The sequence below is a fragment of the Pseudoclavibacter caeni genome, from assembly GCF_008831125.1.
GTDB classification, from domain to species: Bacteria; Actinomycetota; Actinomycetes; order Actinomycetales; family Microbacteriaceae; genus Pseudoclavibacter_A; species Pseudoclavibacter_A caeni.
Genome location: NZ_WBKA01000001.1, coordinates 138129 through 153100 on the forward strand (window position 1 = coordinate 138129; position 14972 = coordinate 153100).

The following is a 14972-nucleotide window of genomic DNA, read 5'->3' on the forward strand; positions in this document are numbered from 1 at the left end:
GAGTCCCTACTGGCGCCAGTATCGGTGGCGCATCTTGCAGGTCGCTGGATGCAGCTGCGCGTCGACGTCCACCGTGAGTGATGAACCTGCACGGGGATACCGTGACAGCACCCTCGTCTTGGTGCGGTGGATTCACTCAGTCCTCGGCTGTCACGTTAGGCTCAAGCCATGTGTGGACGAATCGTGCAGGCGAAGACCAGTGACTACGTCGCTCTGTTCGACGTCGCCCAAGTCGAAAGTTCCGGTTTTGAGCCGTCGTGGAATCTGAAGCCGACGCAGGATGCGCTGATCGTGCTCGACGGCGACAAGGACGGGGTTCGCCGTCTCGCGCCGGCGCGCTGGTTACTGGTGCCGACGTGGTCGAAGACCCTGAAGCTGAAGTTCCCGACATTCAACGCTCGCATCGAGACCGCGGGCCAGAAGCCGACGTTCCACGCCTCGATGACACGGAGACGCTGCATCTTCCCCATCGACGGATACTACGAGTGGCAGACCGCCGGCAAGTCGAAGACCCCCTTCTACGTGCATCGCGACGAGCCGTTCGGACTCGCAGGCCTGTACAGCTGGTGGCATGACCCTGCAGCCAGTGCCGACGACGGCTGGGCGCTGACTGCGACAGTCCTCACCCAGGACGCCGCTGCCCCGCTCGCGTGGTTGCATGACCGCATGCCGGTGACCATTGAGCGCACCCTCGTCGACGCGTGGCTGGACCCCGAGGTCGACGGCAACGCCTTGACCGGGGAGCTGACCCGCTCGAGCATCGAGACCGCTGGATCGCTCGCCTGGCATGAGGTCGCACCGCTGAAAGGAAACGGCCCGGAGCTCACTGCGGCACTCTGAAAGCGGTCACTGCCGCCAGTAGCGGTCTTTCATCTCAAACGTCACCGGGCGCAGCTGCACATCGGCGGAGCAGGAGATACGGTCGCCGAAACTGATCTTGGTCTTCGGCACGGTCATTTCGTTGCCGTCTCCGACGCCGTCGGTGAGCGTGGGGTCGGCGCGGTCGTTTCTCGTGCACGTCCAGTTGTACTTGTACCAGGCCGGTGAGGAGCCTGCGACATCGACCCGGTACTTCAGGTCCGATCCGCTGAGGAACACTCGGCTGTCGGTGCTCTGCGTCTCCCCCGGTGCTGCGTCGACCGAAGCGGAGTTCGACCCTGAGCTCACCGAGGCCGTGAACTTCGGGTCATCACCGCGTGCATCGGATGGTGCTTTCACTGTGGCGCTGGCCTTCGTCACCAGGAACCCGAAGATGGCACCGTTCGGGGTGTCCGCGCGAATTTCCTGATCGATGTACCCGGGCGCGTAGCTGTAGTAGAGGATGTTCCCGGACTTCTGCACGTCGTACTGCATGAACGGCCAGAACGGCCCGTTGACCGGGTGCAGGGTGCCGCCGGCAGGGCCGGTGTAGGTGACGAGCAGCCCGGTGGTCTGCGTGCGGGTGTCGTCGCAGCCTCGACCTGTCCCTCCCTGCAGCGATGCGAGCTTCGTCAAGGTCTTATCGGACCGGAACATGACAGTCTCGCCGGCCTCCGTGGACTCCGAGTCACCGGTCACGAAAGCGTAGTCCGGAACGGGAGCGCCAGTCGGGTCGGTGACCGTAATCGAATCGATCCTCATGGAGACGCCGGAGCCCTGCTGACCGTGGAACAGCAGGGCAGGCTGGCCAGCGATCGATTCGAAGCCGGTGTTGCCGAGACCTGCGGCGTAGTAAGAGTTTGCGCCGTTTGGTGACTTGCCGATGGGTTGAGGTGGGGTGGGCACGGGGTCTGTTAATCACGATTGTGTGAAGAATACGTGTATCAACAGGATTCCCCGTGCCCGCGGTTCCATCATCGGTCATTGAGCCTATCTGGTGCCAGTTCGAGGCCCTCATCCCTGCCGTGGCCGATAAGCACCCGCTGGGATGTCACCGCCCCAGAGTGCCGGATCGGGTGGTCTTCGACAAACTCATCCAGGTGCTGGTCTTCGGTGTCGCTTACCGGAAGATCGAGGATGCGTCGTGTTCGGCCACGACGATCCGGCGCCGCCGAGACGAATGGATCGCCGCCGGGATGTTCACCCGACTCGAGCAGATCTGTCTGGACGGCTACGACAAGATGATCGGCCTGGAACTCGAGAACGTGGTCGTCGACGGATGCATCGTGAAAGCCCCCTGCGGTGGCCAGGCCGCCGGCCCATCACCGGTGGATCGGGGCAAACAGGGCACGAAACGCTCCCTGATGGTCGACGGCCAGGGCATCCCGATCGGCTGTGTGACGGCAGGAGCCAACCGCAACGACTCACCCCTGCTCGAGGCGACTCTGGACAAACTCGCCAGGTTCGGCTTCGACCTGCCCGAACAGATCACCGTCCACCTCGACGCCGGATACGACTCGCACAAGACCCGTGACCTCCTGGACACGCTCGGCTGCGATCACCAGATCAGCACCAAGGGCGAACCCCTCCAAGCCGGTGCCCGCTGGGTGGTCGAACGCACGAATTCCTGGCACACCAGGGGATTCCGCAAACTCCAGATCTGCACCGAAGTCCGCACCCGAGTCATCGACGCGTTCATCGCCTTCGCAAACGCCATCATCATCACCCGAAGACTCATCGCCCAAGCCTGGACCAGATACCGCTGGAATAACAGACCACACAAACAACCATGACCAAACGGCGCAACCTCTTAGGCCCGGGCATTGACAGCCCGCTAGGCTTGAGCCCCCCCGCAGCACCGCGGGAGCCCAGGAGGAGTCACGATGACCACGCCCCCCATCTGATGACCGCACCCCGCCGTCCTACACCACCCCGCGGGGGCGTGCCGGGCGCCGGAGCCCCCATCGGGCCAGTCAGTGGTCACCCCAGCAGACGCCCTGGCCGCAGCAGACCGGCCCCTGGCAGCAGCCGGTCGCCCAGCGCGCGCCAACACGATGGCGATCCTCTCACTCGTGATGGCCTTCGTCTTCTGGCCGCTGGCGATCGTGTTCGGGCACATCGGCCTCGCGCAGATCCGCCGGACCGGCGAGGAGGGGCGTGGCCTGGCGGTCGCGGGCCTCGTGATCGGATACACCGCCCTCGGCCTGCTCGTGCTGTGGCTGCTGTTCTTCCTGATCGCGGTCGGCGCGTCGACCTCGACGACGGGCTGCGCCGCCCGAGGACGCCCGGGCCGCGAGCTCGACCGCCAGCTCAGTCCTCCGCCGGTGCACCCTCACGGCTCGCGTCGAGCATCCCGCGCCGCGAGACGATCTTGATCCGTTCGCGGCGCTCGGCCTCGCCGAGCGCCCGCTCGGCGGCGTCCAGCCGGTGCCAGCCGTCCAGCGTGGTGAACTCAATGCCGCGCTCGCGCAGCAGCGCGGGGATCGCCTGCGGGTCTGGCTCGGCCGGGTGCCAGACGGCGCCGGCGTCCACGTCCGCGACGAGGTTCGTGACCGTCTCGAGCGCGTCCGACTTGGTCGAGCCGATCAGCCCGACCGGGCCACGCTTGACCCAGCCGGTGGCGTACTCGCCGACGACGGGCTGACCGTCATCGACGACCCGGCCGCCCTCGTTCGGGATCACGCCGTGCACCTCGTCGAAGGGCACCAGGTCGAGCGGCGAGGAGAAGTAGCCGACCGCGCGGTACAGCTGCCCGAGCGGCACGTCGCGCGTCTCGCCGGTGTCGACGAGCGCGCCCGTCTCATCGAGACGCGTGCGCGCGATCCGCAGCCCGGTCACCCGGTCGTCGCCGAGCACGGCGACCGGACGCGACCAGAAGTGCAGGTGGATGCGCCGGGAGGCGTGGCCGGGCTCCCGCTTCAGCCAGCCGTCGAAGATGCGCCGGATGACCTTCTTCTGGTTGTTCCGCGCGACGGCGGCCTCGGCGTCGCCCGTGTCGAAGTCCGCCGGGTCGAGCACGATGTCGACGTCGGGCACCTCGCCCAGCTCGCGCAGCTCGAGCGGGGTGAACTTGACGTCCATAGGGCCGCGCCGGCCGAACACGTGCACGTCGGTGATCGCCGAGGCCTTCAGCCCCTTGTACACGTTCGCGGGGATCTCCGTGCTCAGCAGGTCGTCGGCGTGCTTGGCGAGCATGCGGCTGACGTCCAGGGCGACGTTGCCGTTGCCGATGACGCCGACGACCGGCTGGTCGAGCGTCCACCCGGTCGGGAAGTCCGGGTGCCCGTCGTACCAGTTGACAAACCGGGCGGCGCCGAACGAGCCGGGCAGGTCGATGCCCGGGATGTCCAGGGGGGCGTCCTCGATCGCGCCGGTGGCGAAGATGACCGCGTGATAGTGCCGCTGCAGGTCGTCGAGGGTGAGGTCTCGCCCGAAGTCGACGTTGTCGAAGATGCGGATGTCGCCGCGGTCGAGCGTCTCGCGCAGCGCCCGGATGATCCCCTTGATGCGGGGGTGGTCCGGGGCGACGCCGTAGCGGACGAGCCCGTACGGAGCGGGCAGCCGCTCGAAGAGGTCGATCGAGACGGGGAAGTCCCGCTCCGCGCGGAGCAGGATGTCGGAGGCGTACACGCCCGCCGGCCCCGCCCCGATAACCGCGATCCGGATGCCCTCGTTCGACTGCTGTTCGCCCATGTGCGACCATCCCTCCTCGATGTGCCGGGGACGACGCCCCGTGCTGCGGCGGCACCGGGCGTCACGCGCTGCGGTGCCGTTCGGCGCCGGACGATCAGTGCCGGCGGTTGACGATGTACTCGGCGAGCCGGCCGAACAGGTCGCGCACGTGCCCCGCGGGCAGCGCGTCCAGCGCGGCGACCGCCCGATCCGCCCAGGCGCGGGCCTGTGCGAGGGCCTCGTCGGTGACCGGGTGCGCGGCGAGCAGGGCGAGGGCCTCGTCCATCGTCGCGTCATCGGCGAGCAGCTCGGTGATCCGGTCGCGCGTGCGCGCCGCCTCGGGGTCGGTGCGCGCCTGCCGCTGCAGCAGCAGCCAGGGCAGCGTGGGCACGCCCTCGCGCAGGTCGGTGCCGGGCGTCTTGCCGAGCTCCTCACTCGAGCTGCGCAGGTCGATCACATCGTCGACGAGCTGGAAGGCCACGCCGATGCACTCGCCGAACTCCCGGATGGGCGCCCGGTACGACTCCGGCGCGCCGCCGAGCACGACGCCGAGCTCGCCGGCCTCGGCGATGAGCGAGCCGGTCTTGTCGCCGAGCACGCGCAGGTAGTGGTCGACCGGGTCGTCGGCCTCCTGCGGCCCGAGCGTCTCGTGCAGCTGGCCGAGGCACAGCCGGTGGAACGTCTCGGCCTGCAGCCGGATCGCCTCGGAGCCGAGGCCGCTGGCGATCAGCGAGGCCTGGGCGAAGAGGATGTCGCCGGCGAGGATCGCCGCGTTGTTGCCCCAGACGCGGTGGGCGCTCGTCACCGACCGCCGGGTCTCCGCCTCGTCCATGACGTCGTCGTGGTACAGGCTCGCGACGTGGGTGAGCTCCACGGTCACCGCCCCGTCGACGACCCGGTCGCCGATGCCGTCGCCGAGCTCCGCGGCGAGCAGCGCCAGCAGGGGACGCACCCGCTTGCCGCCGGCGTCGACGAGATAGCGCGTGCACGCGTCGGCGACGGTGTCGGCGCTGTTCGCCGCGGCGAGCAGCCGGCGCTCGACCTCCGCGAGGCCGTCCTCCATCTCGCTGACCAGGCGACGGTCCTCCGAGGGGAGGAAGAAGCGACGGGCCCCGGTGACGAGGCGGCGTCGGCCGCGCGCCTCGACCGCGCCGGACGACTGGGGTTCGGGGGTCATCGCTCCTCTTCTCTCGCGAGCGGCTTCCACGCGCGGTGCAGTGCGACGATGCCGCCGGTCAGGTTGCGCCACTGCACACGCTCGAACCCGGCGTCGGCGAGCCGGCGCGCGAGCGCGCGCTGGTCCGGCCAGGCGAGGATCGACTCGGCGAGGTACGGGTACGCGTCGTTGTTCGTGCTCACCAGCCGGGCGCCGGCGGGCAGCACGGTGCGCAGGTAGAAGTCGTAGAGCCGGGCGAACGGCGGCCAGGTCGGGGTGGAGAACTCGCAGATGACGTACCGGCCGCCGGGTCGCAGCACGCGCAGCACCTCGGCGAGCGCACGGTCGACGTCGACGACGTTGCGCAGCCCGAACGAGATGGTCACCGCGTCGAACTCGCCGTCCTCGAACGGCAGGTCGGTCGCGTCAGCCCACTCGAAGTGCAGGAACGGGTAGCGGTGACGCCCCTCGGCGATCATGCCCCGGGAGAAGTCGGCGGCGACCACGTCGGCACCGGCCTGCTGGAACGGGACGCTCGACGTCCCCGTGCCCGCGGCGAGATCGAGCACGCGCTCCCCCGGCCGCGGCGCCACCGCGCGCGTCGTCGCCCGGCGCCATCGGGGGGTCTGCCCGAGGCTCAGCACATCGTTCGTGCGGTCGTACCCCGGGGCGACCTGGTCGAACATCGCCGAGACGTCCTCCGGTCGCTTGCTCAGATCTGCGCTCGTCACAACGCCCCAGTGTACTGACTTTCCGGTGAGCGGGCACGAGCACCGGCCAGCCCCGCCGCGTGACCGGCTAGGCTCTTGGGCGTGCTCGAACTGCTCACGCGTACGACCCCCGTCGAGGACATCCCCGATCCCCTCCCCCTGCTCGACCCCGCCGACCCGCTGCTGTGGTGGCGCGACGGCGAGGGGATGCTCGGCCTCGGCCGCGCGGTCACCCTCACATTCTCCGGCCCGGAACGCTTCACCCAGGCCCGCCGGGTGTGGGCGGCCTTGCTCGGCGCGGCCGAGCGGCACGGCGCGACCCCGGCCGTCGGCGGCGGGCTGGCGGCGCTCGGCACCTTCGCCTTCGACGACGCCATGTCACGGCCCAGCGTGCTCATCGTCCCGAGCCTGCTCATCACCCGCCGGGGCGGGCGCACCTGGGCGACCCGCATCGTCGACCGGGCCCGCGTCACCCCGCCGGACGACCCCGGGCTGACCGGGCGCATCCCACTGCCCGACCCGGACCAGGCCCGCGCCGAGCTCGACCGACTCGAGGCCGACCGCATCCGCGCCGACGTCGCCCGGCTCGTCGCCGAGGCCGCCCCGCTGCCCGACCAGCCGGGCGTGCCGCTCGTGGCCGACGACGGCGCTCGCCACGCCGCCGCGGTGACCCGGGCGCTCGAGCGCATCGACGCCGGCACGGCGCGCAAGATCGTGCTCGCCCGCCCGGCACACGCGACCCTGCCCGCCGGCCACGACCTGCGCGTCACCCTCGCCCGGCTCGCCGCCGCCTACCCCGACTGCTGGACATTCGCCGTCGACGGGTTCATCGGCGCGAGCCCCGAGACCCTGGTCGCCGTGCGCGGCGGACACGTGCGCGCCCGGGTGCTCGCCGGCACCCGGCCGGTCGGCGCGACGGACGACCCCGGCCGCCCCGACCTGCTCGACGACCCGAAGGAACGCGCCGAGCACGACCTCGCCGCCCGCAGCGTCATCGACGCGCTCGCCCCACACGTGCGCGACCTGCGCGCCGACGGCCCACACGTGATCACGCTGCCGAACGTGCGCCATCTGGCCACGGACGTCACCGCCGAGCTCGCAGAGCGTCTCGACTCGCTGGGGCTCGCCGCGGCCCTGCACCCCACCGCAGCGGTCGCCGGTGTGCCCCGCGAGGCCGCCCTGATCGCGATCCACGAGCTCGAGCCGGAGGATCGCGGCCGCTACGCCGGCCCCGTCGGCTGGATCGACGCCCTCGGCGACGGCGAGTGGGCGATCGGGCTGCGCAGCGCCCAGCGGATCGGCGACACGCTCACGGCCTGGGCCGGCGGGGGCATCGTCGCCGGGTCCGACCCCGCCCGCGAGGTGGCCGAGACGGATGCGAAGCTGCGGCCCGTCCGCGACGCACTGGCCGACTGACCGGCTCGGACGTCGGCCTCGGCCCCGGCCGGGCCGCACACGACCGGTGACGACGGAGCCGTCACGCAACGCAGGCGGCGTCCCCGGCTCAGCCCGCCAGCCGCCGGCGCGCGACGCGCAGATCCTCCGGCCGCGTCACCTTCGTGTTCGCGGGGTCGCCGAGCACCACGGCGACCGGGACGTCCGGCAGCGCGCGGCGCACGACGGAGCCGTCGTCGGTCGGGGTGAAGGCGACGTCCCGTGCGATGATCCGGTGCGCGGCCACGATCGTGTCGAGCCGGAACGCCTGCGGGGTCTGCACGAGCCACATCCGCTCCCGGGGCGGCACGCCGACGAGGCGGCGCCCGGGCTCCTGACCGGCGGGGGCGGCGTCCGTGTCGACCGTGCCGGCGGCGATGCGCCGGCCATCCCCCGCACCAGCCTCGCCGGCGCTCGGACCGGCCCCGCTCCCGCCGCCCGCCGGAGCCGCCTCGACCTCGATGACGGTGTCGACGCTCGGCACCGCGGTGACCGCCGCGTCCGCCCGGTCGAGCGCCGCGTCGGCCCGGGCGAGCACCGCGGGAGTGACGTAGGGGCGGGCCGCGTCGTGCAGGAGCACGCGGGTGCGGCCGGGCAGCCGGGCGGCGAGGTGCTCGACAGCGAGTCGAGAGGAGTCCGCCCGCTCCGCCCCGCCGGGGATCACCGCGGTCACGCGCGAGTGCCGGGCGGCGATGCAGCGGGCAGCGTCGAGGTGCGCGGCCTCCATGACCACGAGGATCTCGTCGAGAGCGGCCCATCGCTCGACGGCCGCGATGGTGTGCTCGAGCAGCGTGTGCCCGCCGACGGTCACCAGCTGCTTGGGCCCGCCGGCGCCCGCCCGCCGGCCGACGCCTCCGGCGAGCAGCACCACGACGCGACGGTCGCTCATGCCCAGCCTCCGACGTCGTCCACGCGCACCTCGACGATCAGCGGCCGGCGGGTCGCCAGCGCGGCAGCGAGCTCCGCCGGGTCGTGCGCGCGCACGTGCCCCCAGCCGTAGGCGCGGGCGAGGGCCGTGAGCTCGTACCGCTGGGGGGTGCGCACGACCCGGTCATAGAGCGCCGGGTCAGCCTGCGCGACCTCGAGACCGGCGAAGATCGACCCGCCCCGGTCATCGACCACGACGATCTGCAGCGGCGGCCGCGCCTCGACCGGGGGCACGAGCAGCCCGCCGACGTCATGAGCGAGGGCGAGGTCGCCGATCACGAGTCGGGTGACCGCGTCCGGATGCCGTGCGACCCGGGCGAGCGCCACGCCGGACGCCGCGGAGACCGTCCCGTCGATGCCCGCGAGCCCGCGGTGGGCGAGCACGGGCACGCCGCCCCGGCCCGGGTCGACGCGCTCGTCCGCCACCCGCACCATGGTCGACGAGGCGAGATAGACGGCGTCGGCGGGCCCGCTCGCGGCCCACACCGCGTCGACGACCGCGCCGCGGGCGTCCGCGGGCGGCATGCACGACGTGGGTGCCGTGGGCCGGGGCGCAGACGGAGCCGTCGCGTCCGCGGTGTCAGCGGGGTCGTCCGGATGTATGGGGGCCCCGGCCGCGCTCGCCGGCGCGTCCTCGGCTCGCCCGCCCGGCGTCCACGGCCCCCGCCCGGTGATGCGCACCTCGGCAACCCGTTCAGTGCGGTGCCCCGGGTCGAAGCACTCGCCGGGCAGCGGGGCCCGGGTGACCAGCCGCAGATCCGGCCGCAACGCGACCTGGCGGGCCTGTCGTGACAGCGTCGGCAGCCCGGTGGCCACGACGGTGCGGACGCCGGGGGCGCCGGCGTCGAGCCAGGCGCGGTACCCGCCCGGCAGCTCGCTCTGCCAGCGGCGCAGCCCCGAGGTGATCTCGGCGATCACCGCACAGCCCCGCTCGGCCGCCCGGCGCACGAGATCGGCATCGGCGCCCTGGCCGGCGAGCACGAGCGTCGACGCCGCGTCGACCGTGACCGGCCCGCCCAGCACGGCGGCCGGCGGCGCGACGTCCAGTGGCGCCCGGCCCGCGGCGAGGGCCCGGCGCACCCGGGGCAGCAGCGCCTCGATCGGGGTGTGCGGGCCGCTGAGCGGCTCGGTGAACTGCAGGTCAATCTGCGCCGGGCCCCGCCGCAGCGCGCGGGCCTCGAGGGCGACCGGCAGGGCCTCGAGGGCGACGGCCGCGGCGGCGGCGACCGCGGCGTCCGCGTCTGTCACCGGGGCGACATCGAGGTTCAGCACGGCGCGGTCGCCGAGCAGCCCCGCCTGGTCGGTCGTCTGGTTCGCCCCCGTGCCGCGCAGCCAGCTCGGCCGGTCGGCGGTGAGCAGCAGCATGGGCGTGCGGTCGCGGGCCGCCTCGAGGGCCGCCGGCATGAGGTTCGCCACTGCACTACCCGAGGTCGTGACCACCGGGGCCGGGCGACCGGTGGCGAGGCCCATGCCGAGCGCGAGGAACCCCGCGTCGCGCTCGTCGACGCGCACGTGCAGACGGATGCGGCCGGCCCGCTCGAGCTCGGCGGCCGCCAGCGCCAGCGCCTGCGATCGCGATCCCGGGCTGACGACGAGGTCGGTGACCCCGCGCTCGACCAGGGCGAGCAGCAGGGCCAGCGCGAACTCGCTGGCGGGGGCGCGCCGATCGTCGCCGGCGGTCACCGGTCGGCCCCGGGGCGCGGGTCCCGGCGCTCGTCATCGTGGTGGGGCCGGGGTGCGGCGGACGCGTCCGCCGGCCGCTGCGTCTCCCGCGTCGTGGCGTCCGAGCCCGGGGCGTCAGCGTGCGATCCCGCAGAGCCGGGGTGCGATCCAGGCCCGCCGAACGCGTCCCGCGGCGGCTCGCGCGTCGCCTGCTCACTCGCCGCCGTGTCCTCGTGCGCCGCCTCGAGGTCCGCGAGCGCGTCCTCGTCCTCGAGATCGGCCAGCTCGCGCTCGAGCCAGGCGATCCGCTCGTCCGGGCTCATCGTCTCGAGTCGCACGTCATCGGCCGCACGCGGGTCGCCCGGACATCGATCGGGTCGGCCTGCCCGCTCGGGGACGACATCCCGCGGTGGCACGGTCTCGGCCCCCGTGCGCGCCCGGGGCCGACCCGCGTACCACCACAGCACGGGCCCGACCAGCGGCAGCACCACGACGAGCACGAGCCACGCCCACCTGGGCAGCACACCCGTCTCGCCGCGTGGGGTGAGCGCCGCGTCCACGAACGCGACGACCGCCATGCCGAGGAGCACGGCGGCGAGCACGAGCAGGATGCGGACCATGCCCACCATGGTACGGCAGCGAGCGCGGAGTGAGCAGGGCGGGCGACACGTAGACTCGGAGGTGTGAAGAAGCTTCCCGCCTGGCTGACCTACACGCTGCTGCGCGTGGGCCTCGTGATCGTCCTGCTCGTCATCCTGATCCTGCTCGGGGTCAACCCATTCCTCGCGACCGCGCTGGCCGTGATCCTCGCGTTGCCGATCTCGTATCTCGCGCTCGACCGACAGCGCCGCGCGTTCTCGCAGGAGATCGCCGAGCGGCGCGCCCACCCGGAGCGGGCGCGCACCCGTCGTCGCGGCGGACACGAGGACGAGGACGTCGAGGACGCGGTCGTCGCGGCGGACGCGGAGACGGACCTCGTGCTCGACGACGAGCGGGAGGCGGATGCGGCGGATGCCACGCGGACCCAGGTGCACGCCGACCGGGCCGGCGCCCGAGAGGCCGGTGCCGGCGACGCCGCCGACGCGAAGGGTCACCCGGTCGACCGCGACTGACCGGAGGCGCGGAAAAGGCCCCGTGCCCCGGCCGCCGACCTCAGGCGGGCAGCTGCAGCCCGATGGCGAGCAGCACCGCGAACGCGAGCGCACCGAGGCTCGTGAGCTTCAGCGCGAGAATCTGGTCGCGGGGCGTGCGCGGATGCAGCCCGCGGAAGACCGCCACCGCCAGCGGGATCGCGGCGAGGAGACTGAGCCATCCCCACCGGCCATCCGGGTGCAGCGCGAACGCGGCGATCACGAATGGCAGCACCACCATCGCGAGGTAGGCGGCGTGCGCACGGGACCGGCCGAGGCGGACGGCGAGCGTGTGCTTGCCACTAACCGCGTCCGTGTCGATATCGCGGATGTTGTTGATCATGAGCACCGCGCATGAGAACAGCCCCATGGCGACCGCGGCCCAGACCCCCGTCCAGCTGGCCCCGCCGGTCTGCACGGCCTCCGTGCCCATCGTGGCGACGAGGCCGAAGAACACGAACACCGACACCTCGCCGAGCCCCACGTACCCGTACGGGTGGCTGCCGCCGGTGTAGTACCACGCGGCGATGATCGCCACGAGCCCGATGAGCGGGAACCACCACAGCCCCGAGGCGAACGACAGCCACAGACCGAGCACTGCGGCGGCCCCGAAGCAGGCGAACGCGACGCCGCGCACGGTCTGCGGGCGGGCGAGCCGGCCGCCGGTCAGCCGGGCGGGCCCCACCCGGTGCTCATCGGTGCCGCGGATGCCGTCGGAGTAGTCGTTGGCGTAGTTCACCCCGATCTGCAGCAACAGGGCCACGCCGAGGGCGAGCAGGGCGAAGCCGAGGTGGAAGCGCCCCTGGGCGGCGGCGACCCCCGATCCGGCGACCACCGGCGCGATCGCCAGCGGCAGCGTCCGCAGCCGGGCCCCCTCGATCCAGTCGCCGACGGTCGCCGACCGGGCCAGGGATCCAGAGGGGTCGTGCACCCCGGCGGTTCCGGGGACGGTCGTCTCAGCGGGCTCATGCGCGCTCATGCAGCAGGTACCTTCTCTCTCATCCGCTCCCCCTGGATTCCGCCCGATCGACCGGGCGAGGGCGCCCGCACGATCCCCGCGGACGCTCGGCGACGCCGGCCCGGCATCGCCCGTCGCAAGCTCCGGGCCGCGGGCGGCCGCCCGGCCGCGGCTCACACCGCGTCGCGCGGCGGCCGGTCACGCTGCACGGCGAGCGCGGTGCCCGCCAGCTTCTCGGCCGTCTCGTACAGCGAGGAGAGATCGACCTTGCCGCTGGGCAGCCTTGGCAGCCCGAAGCTGAAGTAGGTAATCGCGGCGGCGCCCGCGTGGCGGCCGAGGCGGGCGCGCAGCACGGCGTTGAGCTCGTCGCGAGTCAGTCTGGGGATCGTCCGGTCACGCCCGTCGGCATAGACGGCGAAGCGAGTGCCCCACTTCTCGTCGTCGAATGGCACGGCCACGGCGTCGGCGAGTCCGGGCAGCTCGTGCAGCACCCGGGTCACCTCGTTCAGGTCGAGCTTGAGGCCGCCGGTGATGATGATCTGATCGTCTCGTCCGGTCACAGTCAGCACTCCCTCGTTCAGGTCGCCGAGATCGCCGGTGACCAGCCACCGGGTTCCGGCACGCTCGACGAACGCCTGTGCAGTCCGGGCGGGGTCGCCGAGATAGCCGGTGGCGAGCGTCGATCCCGCGATCAGGATGCTGCGATCGATGACCGCCAGTCTAGTGTCGGCGACAAGCCGCTGCGTGCCGTCCGGCAGCCCGTACACGACGCCGCCGCTCGTCTCGCTGCCGCCGTACGTGGTCACCACGGCGACGCGGCGCGCGCGGGCGAGGTCGAGCAGCCCCGGATCGGTGCGCTGCCCGCCGACGAGCACCGTCCGGTACGCGCGCAGCGCGGCGAGGGTCTCGGCATGCTCCCGGGCGTCGGCGAGCAGCGTGTGCAGCTGTGCGGGCACGAGCGCCGTCAGCAGGGGCGCGTCGGGTGACTCGGCGCGCAGCCGGGCGGTCGCCCGGGTGAACGCCTCGGCGGTGAAGTGCCCCGTCGCCCGCCCGGCCCCGCCGGCGAGACTCGGCAGCACGACCGGGACGGTGCCCGCGACGAGCGAGCGGACGAGCACCTGCAGCCCCGCGATGTAGTGCACCGGCAGGGCGAGCAGCCAGCGGCCCGCGCCGAGGATGGCGTTCGTGCTCCGGGCGCTCGCCAGCAGCGCCCGCCCGGAGAGCTCGACGCGCTTCGGATGCCCGGTCGACCCGGAGGTGCGCACGACCACCGCGGTGGACGCCGCCACGGCGGCCCTGGCCCCGGCGAGCCCGCCGGCCTGCTCGACGAACGCGGTCTCCTCGGCCTCGGTCTCGGGCGAGACGGGCAGCAGCGCGGGGCCCTGCCCGGCCAGTGCGTCCGGGAGGGCGGCGAGGAGTGTCTCGGCGTCCGCCGGCACGACGACCAGCGGGCGGGCGTCGGCGGCCGGGGCTCCCGGCGCGGCGGCCGTGCCGGGGCCGTTCAGAACTGCCACGGGAAGGGGCTCCAGTCCGGGTCGCGCTTCTCGAGGAAGGCGTCACGGCCCTCCACCGCCTCGTCGGTGCCGTAGGCGAGCCGGGTCGCCTCGCCGGCGAACAGCTGCTGGCCGACCATGCCGTCGTCGGCCGCGTTGAAGGCGAACTTGAGCATGCGGATGGCCGTCGGCGACTTGGTGAGGATCACCCGCGCCTGCCGCAGCGCCTCGACCTCGATCTGGTCGTGGTCGACGACGGTGTTGATCGCGCCCATCTCCAGCGCCTGCTGCGCGTCGTACGGCTCGGCGAGGAAGAAGATCTCCCGCGCGCGCTTCTGGCCGACCTGCCGGGCGAGCAGCGCCGAGCCGTAGCCGGCGTCGAACGAGCCGACGTTCGCGTCCGTCTGCTTGAACATGGCGTGCTGCCGGCTCGCGATCGTCAGGTCGCACACCACGTGCAGTGAGTGGCCGCCGCCGGCCGCCCACCCGGGCACCACGGCGATGACGACCTTGGGCATGAACCGGATCAGCCGCTGCACCTCGAGGATGTGCAGCCGCCCGGAACGCGCCTGGTCGGCCGGGTCGACGCGGGCCTCTTCGGTGGAGTACTTGTAGCCGTCGCGACCGCGGATGCGCTGGTCGCCGCCGGAGCTGAACGCCCAGCCGCCGTCGCGGGGGCTCGGCCCGTTGCCGGTGAGCAGCACCACGCCGATGCGCGGGTTCGTCCGCGCGTCATCGAGGGTGCGGTACAGCTCGTCGACCGTGCGAGGGCGGAACGCGTTGCGCACCTCCGGGCGGTCGATGGCGACCCGGGCGATGCGGCCGCTGACGTCGTGGTGGTAGGTGACGTCGGTCAGGTCGGCGAAGCCGGGCACCTCGCGCCACTCGGCCGGGTCGAAGACCTCGGAGACGTGGCGCGGCGCGGCGGACGCGGCGGACGGCTCCGCCCGCTCGTCGCCCTGCTGCGGATTC

At 72.8% G+C, this 14972-nt stretch carries 15 protein-coding genes; 5 read left to right on the top strand and 10 right to left on the bottom strand.

What is annotated here, in order from left to right:
* Positions 1-168 precede the first annotated feature (168 nt).
* Entirely contained in the window at positions 169-840 is a 672-nt protein-coding gene (locus tag F8O02_RS00705) for an SOS response-associated peptidase (protein ID WP_158035272.1), read from the top strand.
* 6 nt (positions 841-846) lie between these two features.
* Here F8O02_RS00705 and F8O02_RS00710 read toward each other — a convergent pair whose 3' ends face one another.
* On the bottom strand, positions 847-1764 hold the full coding sequence (locus F8O02_RS00710; RefSeq protein ID WP_158035273.1) for a hypothetical protein: 918 nt from the start codon (positions 1762-1764) through the stop codon (positions 847-849).
* 53 nt (positions 1765-1817) lie between these two features.
* Here F8O02_RS00710 and F8O02_RS00715 point away from each other — a divergent pair, with 53 nt between their 5' ends.
* Together F8O02_RS00715 and F8O02_RS00720 are read left to right on the top strand one after the other, a co-directional pair.
* Complete coding sequence (locus F8O02_RS00715) at positions 1818-2651, top strand: IS5 family transposase (protein ID WP_158035269.1); 834 nt, start codon at positions 1818-1820, stop codon at positions 2649-2651.
* Between the two features lie 261 nt (positions 2652-2912).
* Positions 2913-3233, top strand: coding sequence for a DUF4190 domain-containing protein (locus F8O02_RS00720; protein ID WP_158035274.1), 321 nt, complete (start codon positions 2913-2915; stop codon positions 3231-3233).
* Here the strand turns inward: F8O02_RS00720 and F8O02_RS00725 are convergent.
* The 3 genes from F8O02_RS00725 to F8O02_RS00735 all read right to left on the bottom strand — a co-directional run bounded on the left by F8O02_RS00725 (position 3169) and on the right by F8O02_RS00735 (position 6417).
* Positions 3169-4551, bottom strand: a complete 1383-nt coding sequence (locus F8O02_RS00725; RefSeq protein WP_158035275.1) for an FAD-dependent oxidoreductase — start codon at positions 4549-4551, stop codon at positions 3169-3171. The two genes, F8O02_RS00720 and F8O02_RS00725, sit on opposite strands and share 65 nt — an antisense overlap.
* Positions 4552-4645: 94 nt before the next feature.
* Positions 4646-5707 carry a polyprenyl synthetase family protein gene (locus tag F8O02_RS00730; RefSeq protein WP_179416253.1) on the bottom strand — a complete coding sequence of 354 codons (1062 nt, stop codon included), beginning with the start codon at positions 5705-5707 and terminating at the stop codon, positions 4646-4648.
* Positions 5704-6417, bottom strand: coding sequence for a demethylmenaquinone methyltransferase (locus tag F8O02_RS00735; RefSeq protein ID WP_158035276.1), 714 nt, complete (start codon positions 6415-6417; stop codon positions 5704-5706). Before F8O02_RS00735 ends, F8O02_RS00730 begins: the two co-directional genes overlap by 4 nt.
* 81 nt (positions 6418-6498) lie before the next feature.
* Between F8O02_RS00735 and F8O02_RS00740 the strand changes: the two genes are divergently transcribed.
* Positions 6499-7812 carry an isochorismate synthase gene (locus F8O02_RS00740; protein WP_158035277.1) on the top strand — a complete coding sequence of 438 codons (1314 nt, stop codon included), beginning with the start codon at positions 6499-6501 and terminating at the stop codon, positions 7810-7812.
* Between the two features lie 88 nt (positions 7813-7900).
* On the opposite strand, the gene F8O02_RS00745 is transcribed toward F8O02_RS00740, so the two are convergent.
* Genes F8O02_RS00745 through F8O02_RS00755 form a run of 3 tightly spaced genes read right to left on the bottom strand, consistent with a single transcriptional unit; the run spans position 7901 to position 11039 of the window.
* Positions 7901-8719, bottom strand: coding sequence for an IspD/TarI family cytidylyltransferase (locus tag F8O02_RS00745; RefSeq protein ID WP_158035278.1), 819 nt, complete (start codon positions 8717-8719; stop codon positions 7901-7903).
* Complete coding sequence (menD, locus tag F8O02_RS00750) at positions 8716-10440, bottom strand: 2-succinyl-5-enolpyruvyl-6-hydroxy-3-cyclohexene-1-carboxylic-acid synthase (protein WP_158035279.1); 1725 nt, start codon at positions 10438-10440, stop codon at positions 8716-8718. Before menD ends, F8O02_RS00745 begins: the two co-directional genes overlap by 4 nt.
* Positions 10437-11039, bottom strand: a complete 603-nt coding sequence (locus F8O02_RS00755; protein ID WP_179416251.1) for a PLDc N-terminal domain-containing protein — start codon at positions 11037-11039, stop codon at positions 10437-10439. The genes menD and F8O02_RS00755 overlap by 4 nt, the downstream gene beginning before the upstream one ends.
* Positions 11040-11102: 63 nt before the next feature.
* Between F8O02_RS00755 and F8O02_RS00760 the strand changes: the two genes are divergently transcribed.
* Positions 11103-11531 carry a DUF4229 domain-containing protein gene (locus tag F8O02_RS00760; RefSeq protein WP_158035281.1) on the top strand — a complete coding sequence of 143 codons (429 nt, stop codon included), beginning with the start codon at positions 11103-11105 and terminating at the stop codon, positions 11529-11531.
* 40 nt (positions 11532-11571) lie between these two features.
* Here F8O02_RS00760 and F8O02_RS00765 read toward each other — a convergent pair whose 3' ends face one another.
* The 3 genes from F8O02_RS00765 to F8O02_RS00775 form a co-directional block, all read right to left on the bottom strand.
* The gene (locus F8O02_RS00765) at positions 11572-12528 is read right to left on the bottom strand and encodes a 1,4-dihydroxy-2-naphthoate polyprenyltransferase (protein WP_158035282.1); all 957 of its coding nucleotides are present in this window, start codon (positions 12526-12528) and stop codon (positions 11572-11574) included.
* A gap of 152 nt (positions 12529-12680) precedes the next feature.
* Positions 12681-14021, bottom strand: a complete 1341-nt coding sequence (locus tag F8O02_RS00770; RefSeq protein ID WP_225734042.1) for an AMP-binding protein — start codon at positions 14019-14021, stop codon at positions 12681-12683.
* Positions 14009-14875 (bottom strand): 1,4-dihydroxy-2-naphthoyl-CoA synthase, encoded by an 867-nt coding sequence (locus F8O02_RS00775; protein WP_263970867.1) that lies wholly within the window; start codon positions 14873-14875, stop codon positions 14009-14011. Before F8O02_RS00775 ends, F8O02_RS00770 begins: the two co-directional genes overlap by 13 nt.
* Positions 14876-14972 lie beyond the last annotated feature (97 nt).

Bases quoted from the DNA above. Each gene is read 5' to 3' on its own strand.
- F8O02_RS00705 (WP_158035272.1), top strand. From the start codon at position 169: ATGTGTGGACGAATCGTGCAGGCGAAGACCAGTGACTACGTCGCTCTG.
- F8O02_RS00720 (WP_158035274.1), top strand. From the start codon at position 2,913: ATGGCGATCCTCTCACTCGTGATGGCCTTCGTCTTCTGGCCGCTGGCG.
- F8O02_RS00725 (WP_158035275.1), bottom strand. From the start codon at position 4,551: ATGGGCGAACAGCAGTCGAACGAGGGCATCCGGATCGCGGTTATCGGG.
- F8O02_RS00730 (WP_179416253.1), bottom strand. From the start codon at position 5,707: ATGACCCCCGAACCCCAGTCGTCCGGCGCGGTCGAGGCGCGCGGCCGA.
- F8O02_RS00745 (WP_158035278.1), bottom strand. From the start codon at position 8,719: ATGAGCGACCGTCGCGTCGTGGTGCTGCTCGCCGGAGGCGTCGGCCGG.
- F8O02_RS00755 (WP_179416251.1), bottom strand. From the start codon at position 11,039: ATGGTCCGCATCCTGCTCGTGCTCGCCGCCGTGCTCCTCGGCATGGCG.
- F8O02_RS00765 (WP_158035282.1), bottom strand. From the start codon at position 12,528: ATGAGCGCGCATGAGCCCGCTGAGACGACCGTCCCCGGAACCGCCGGG.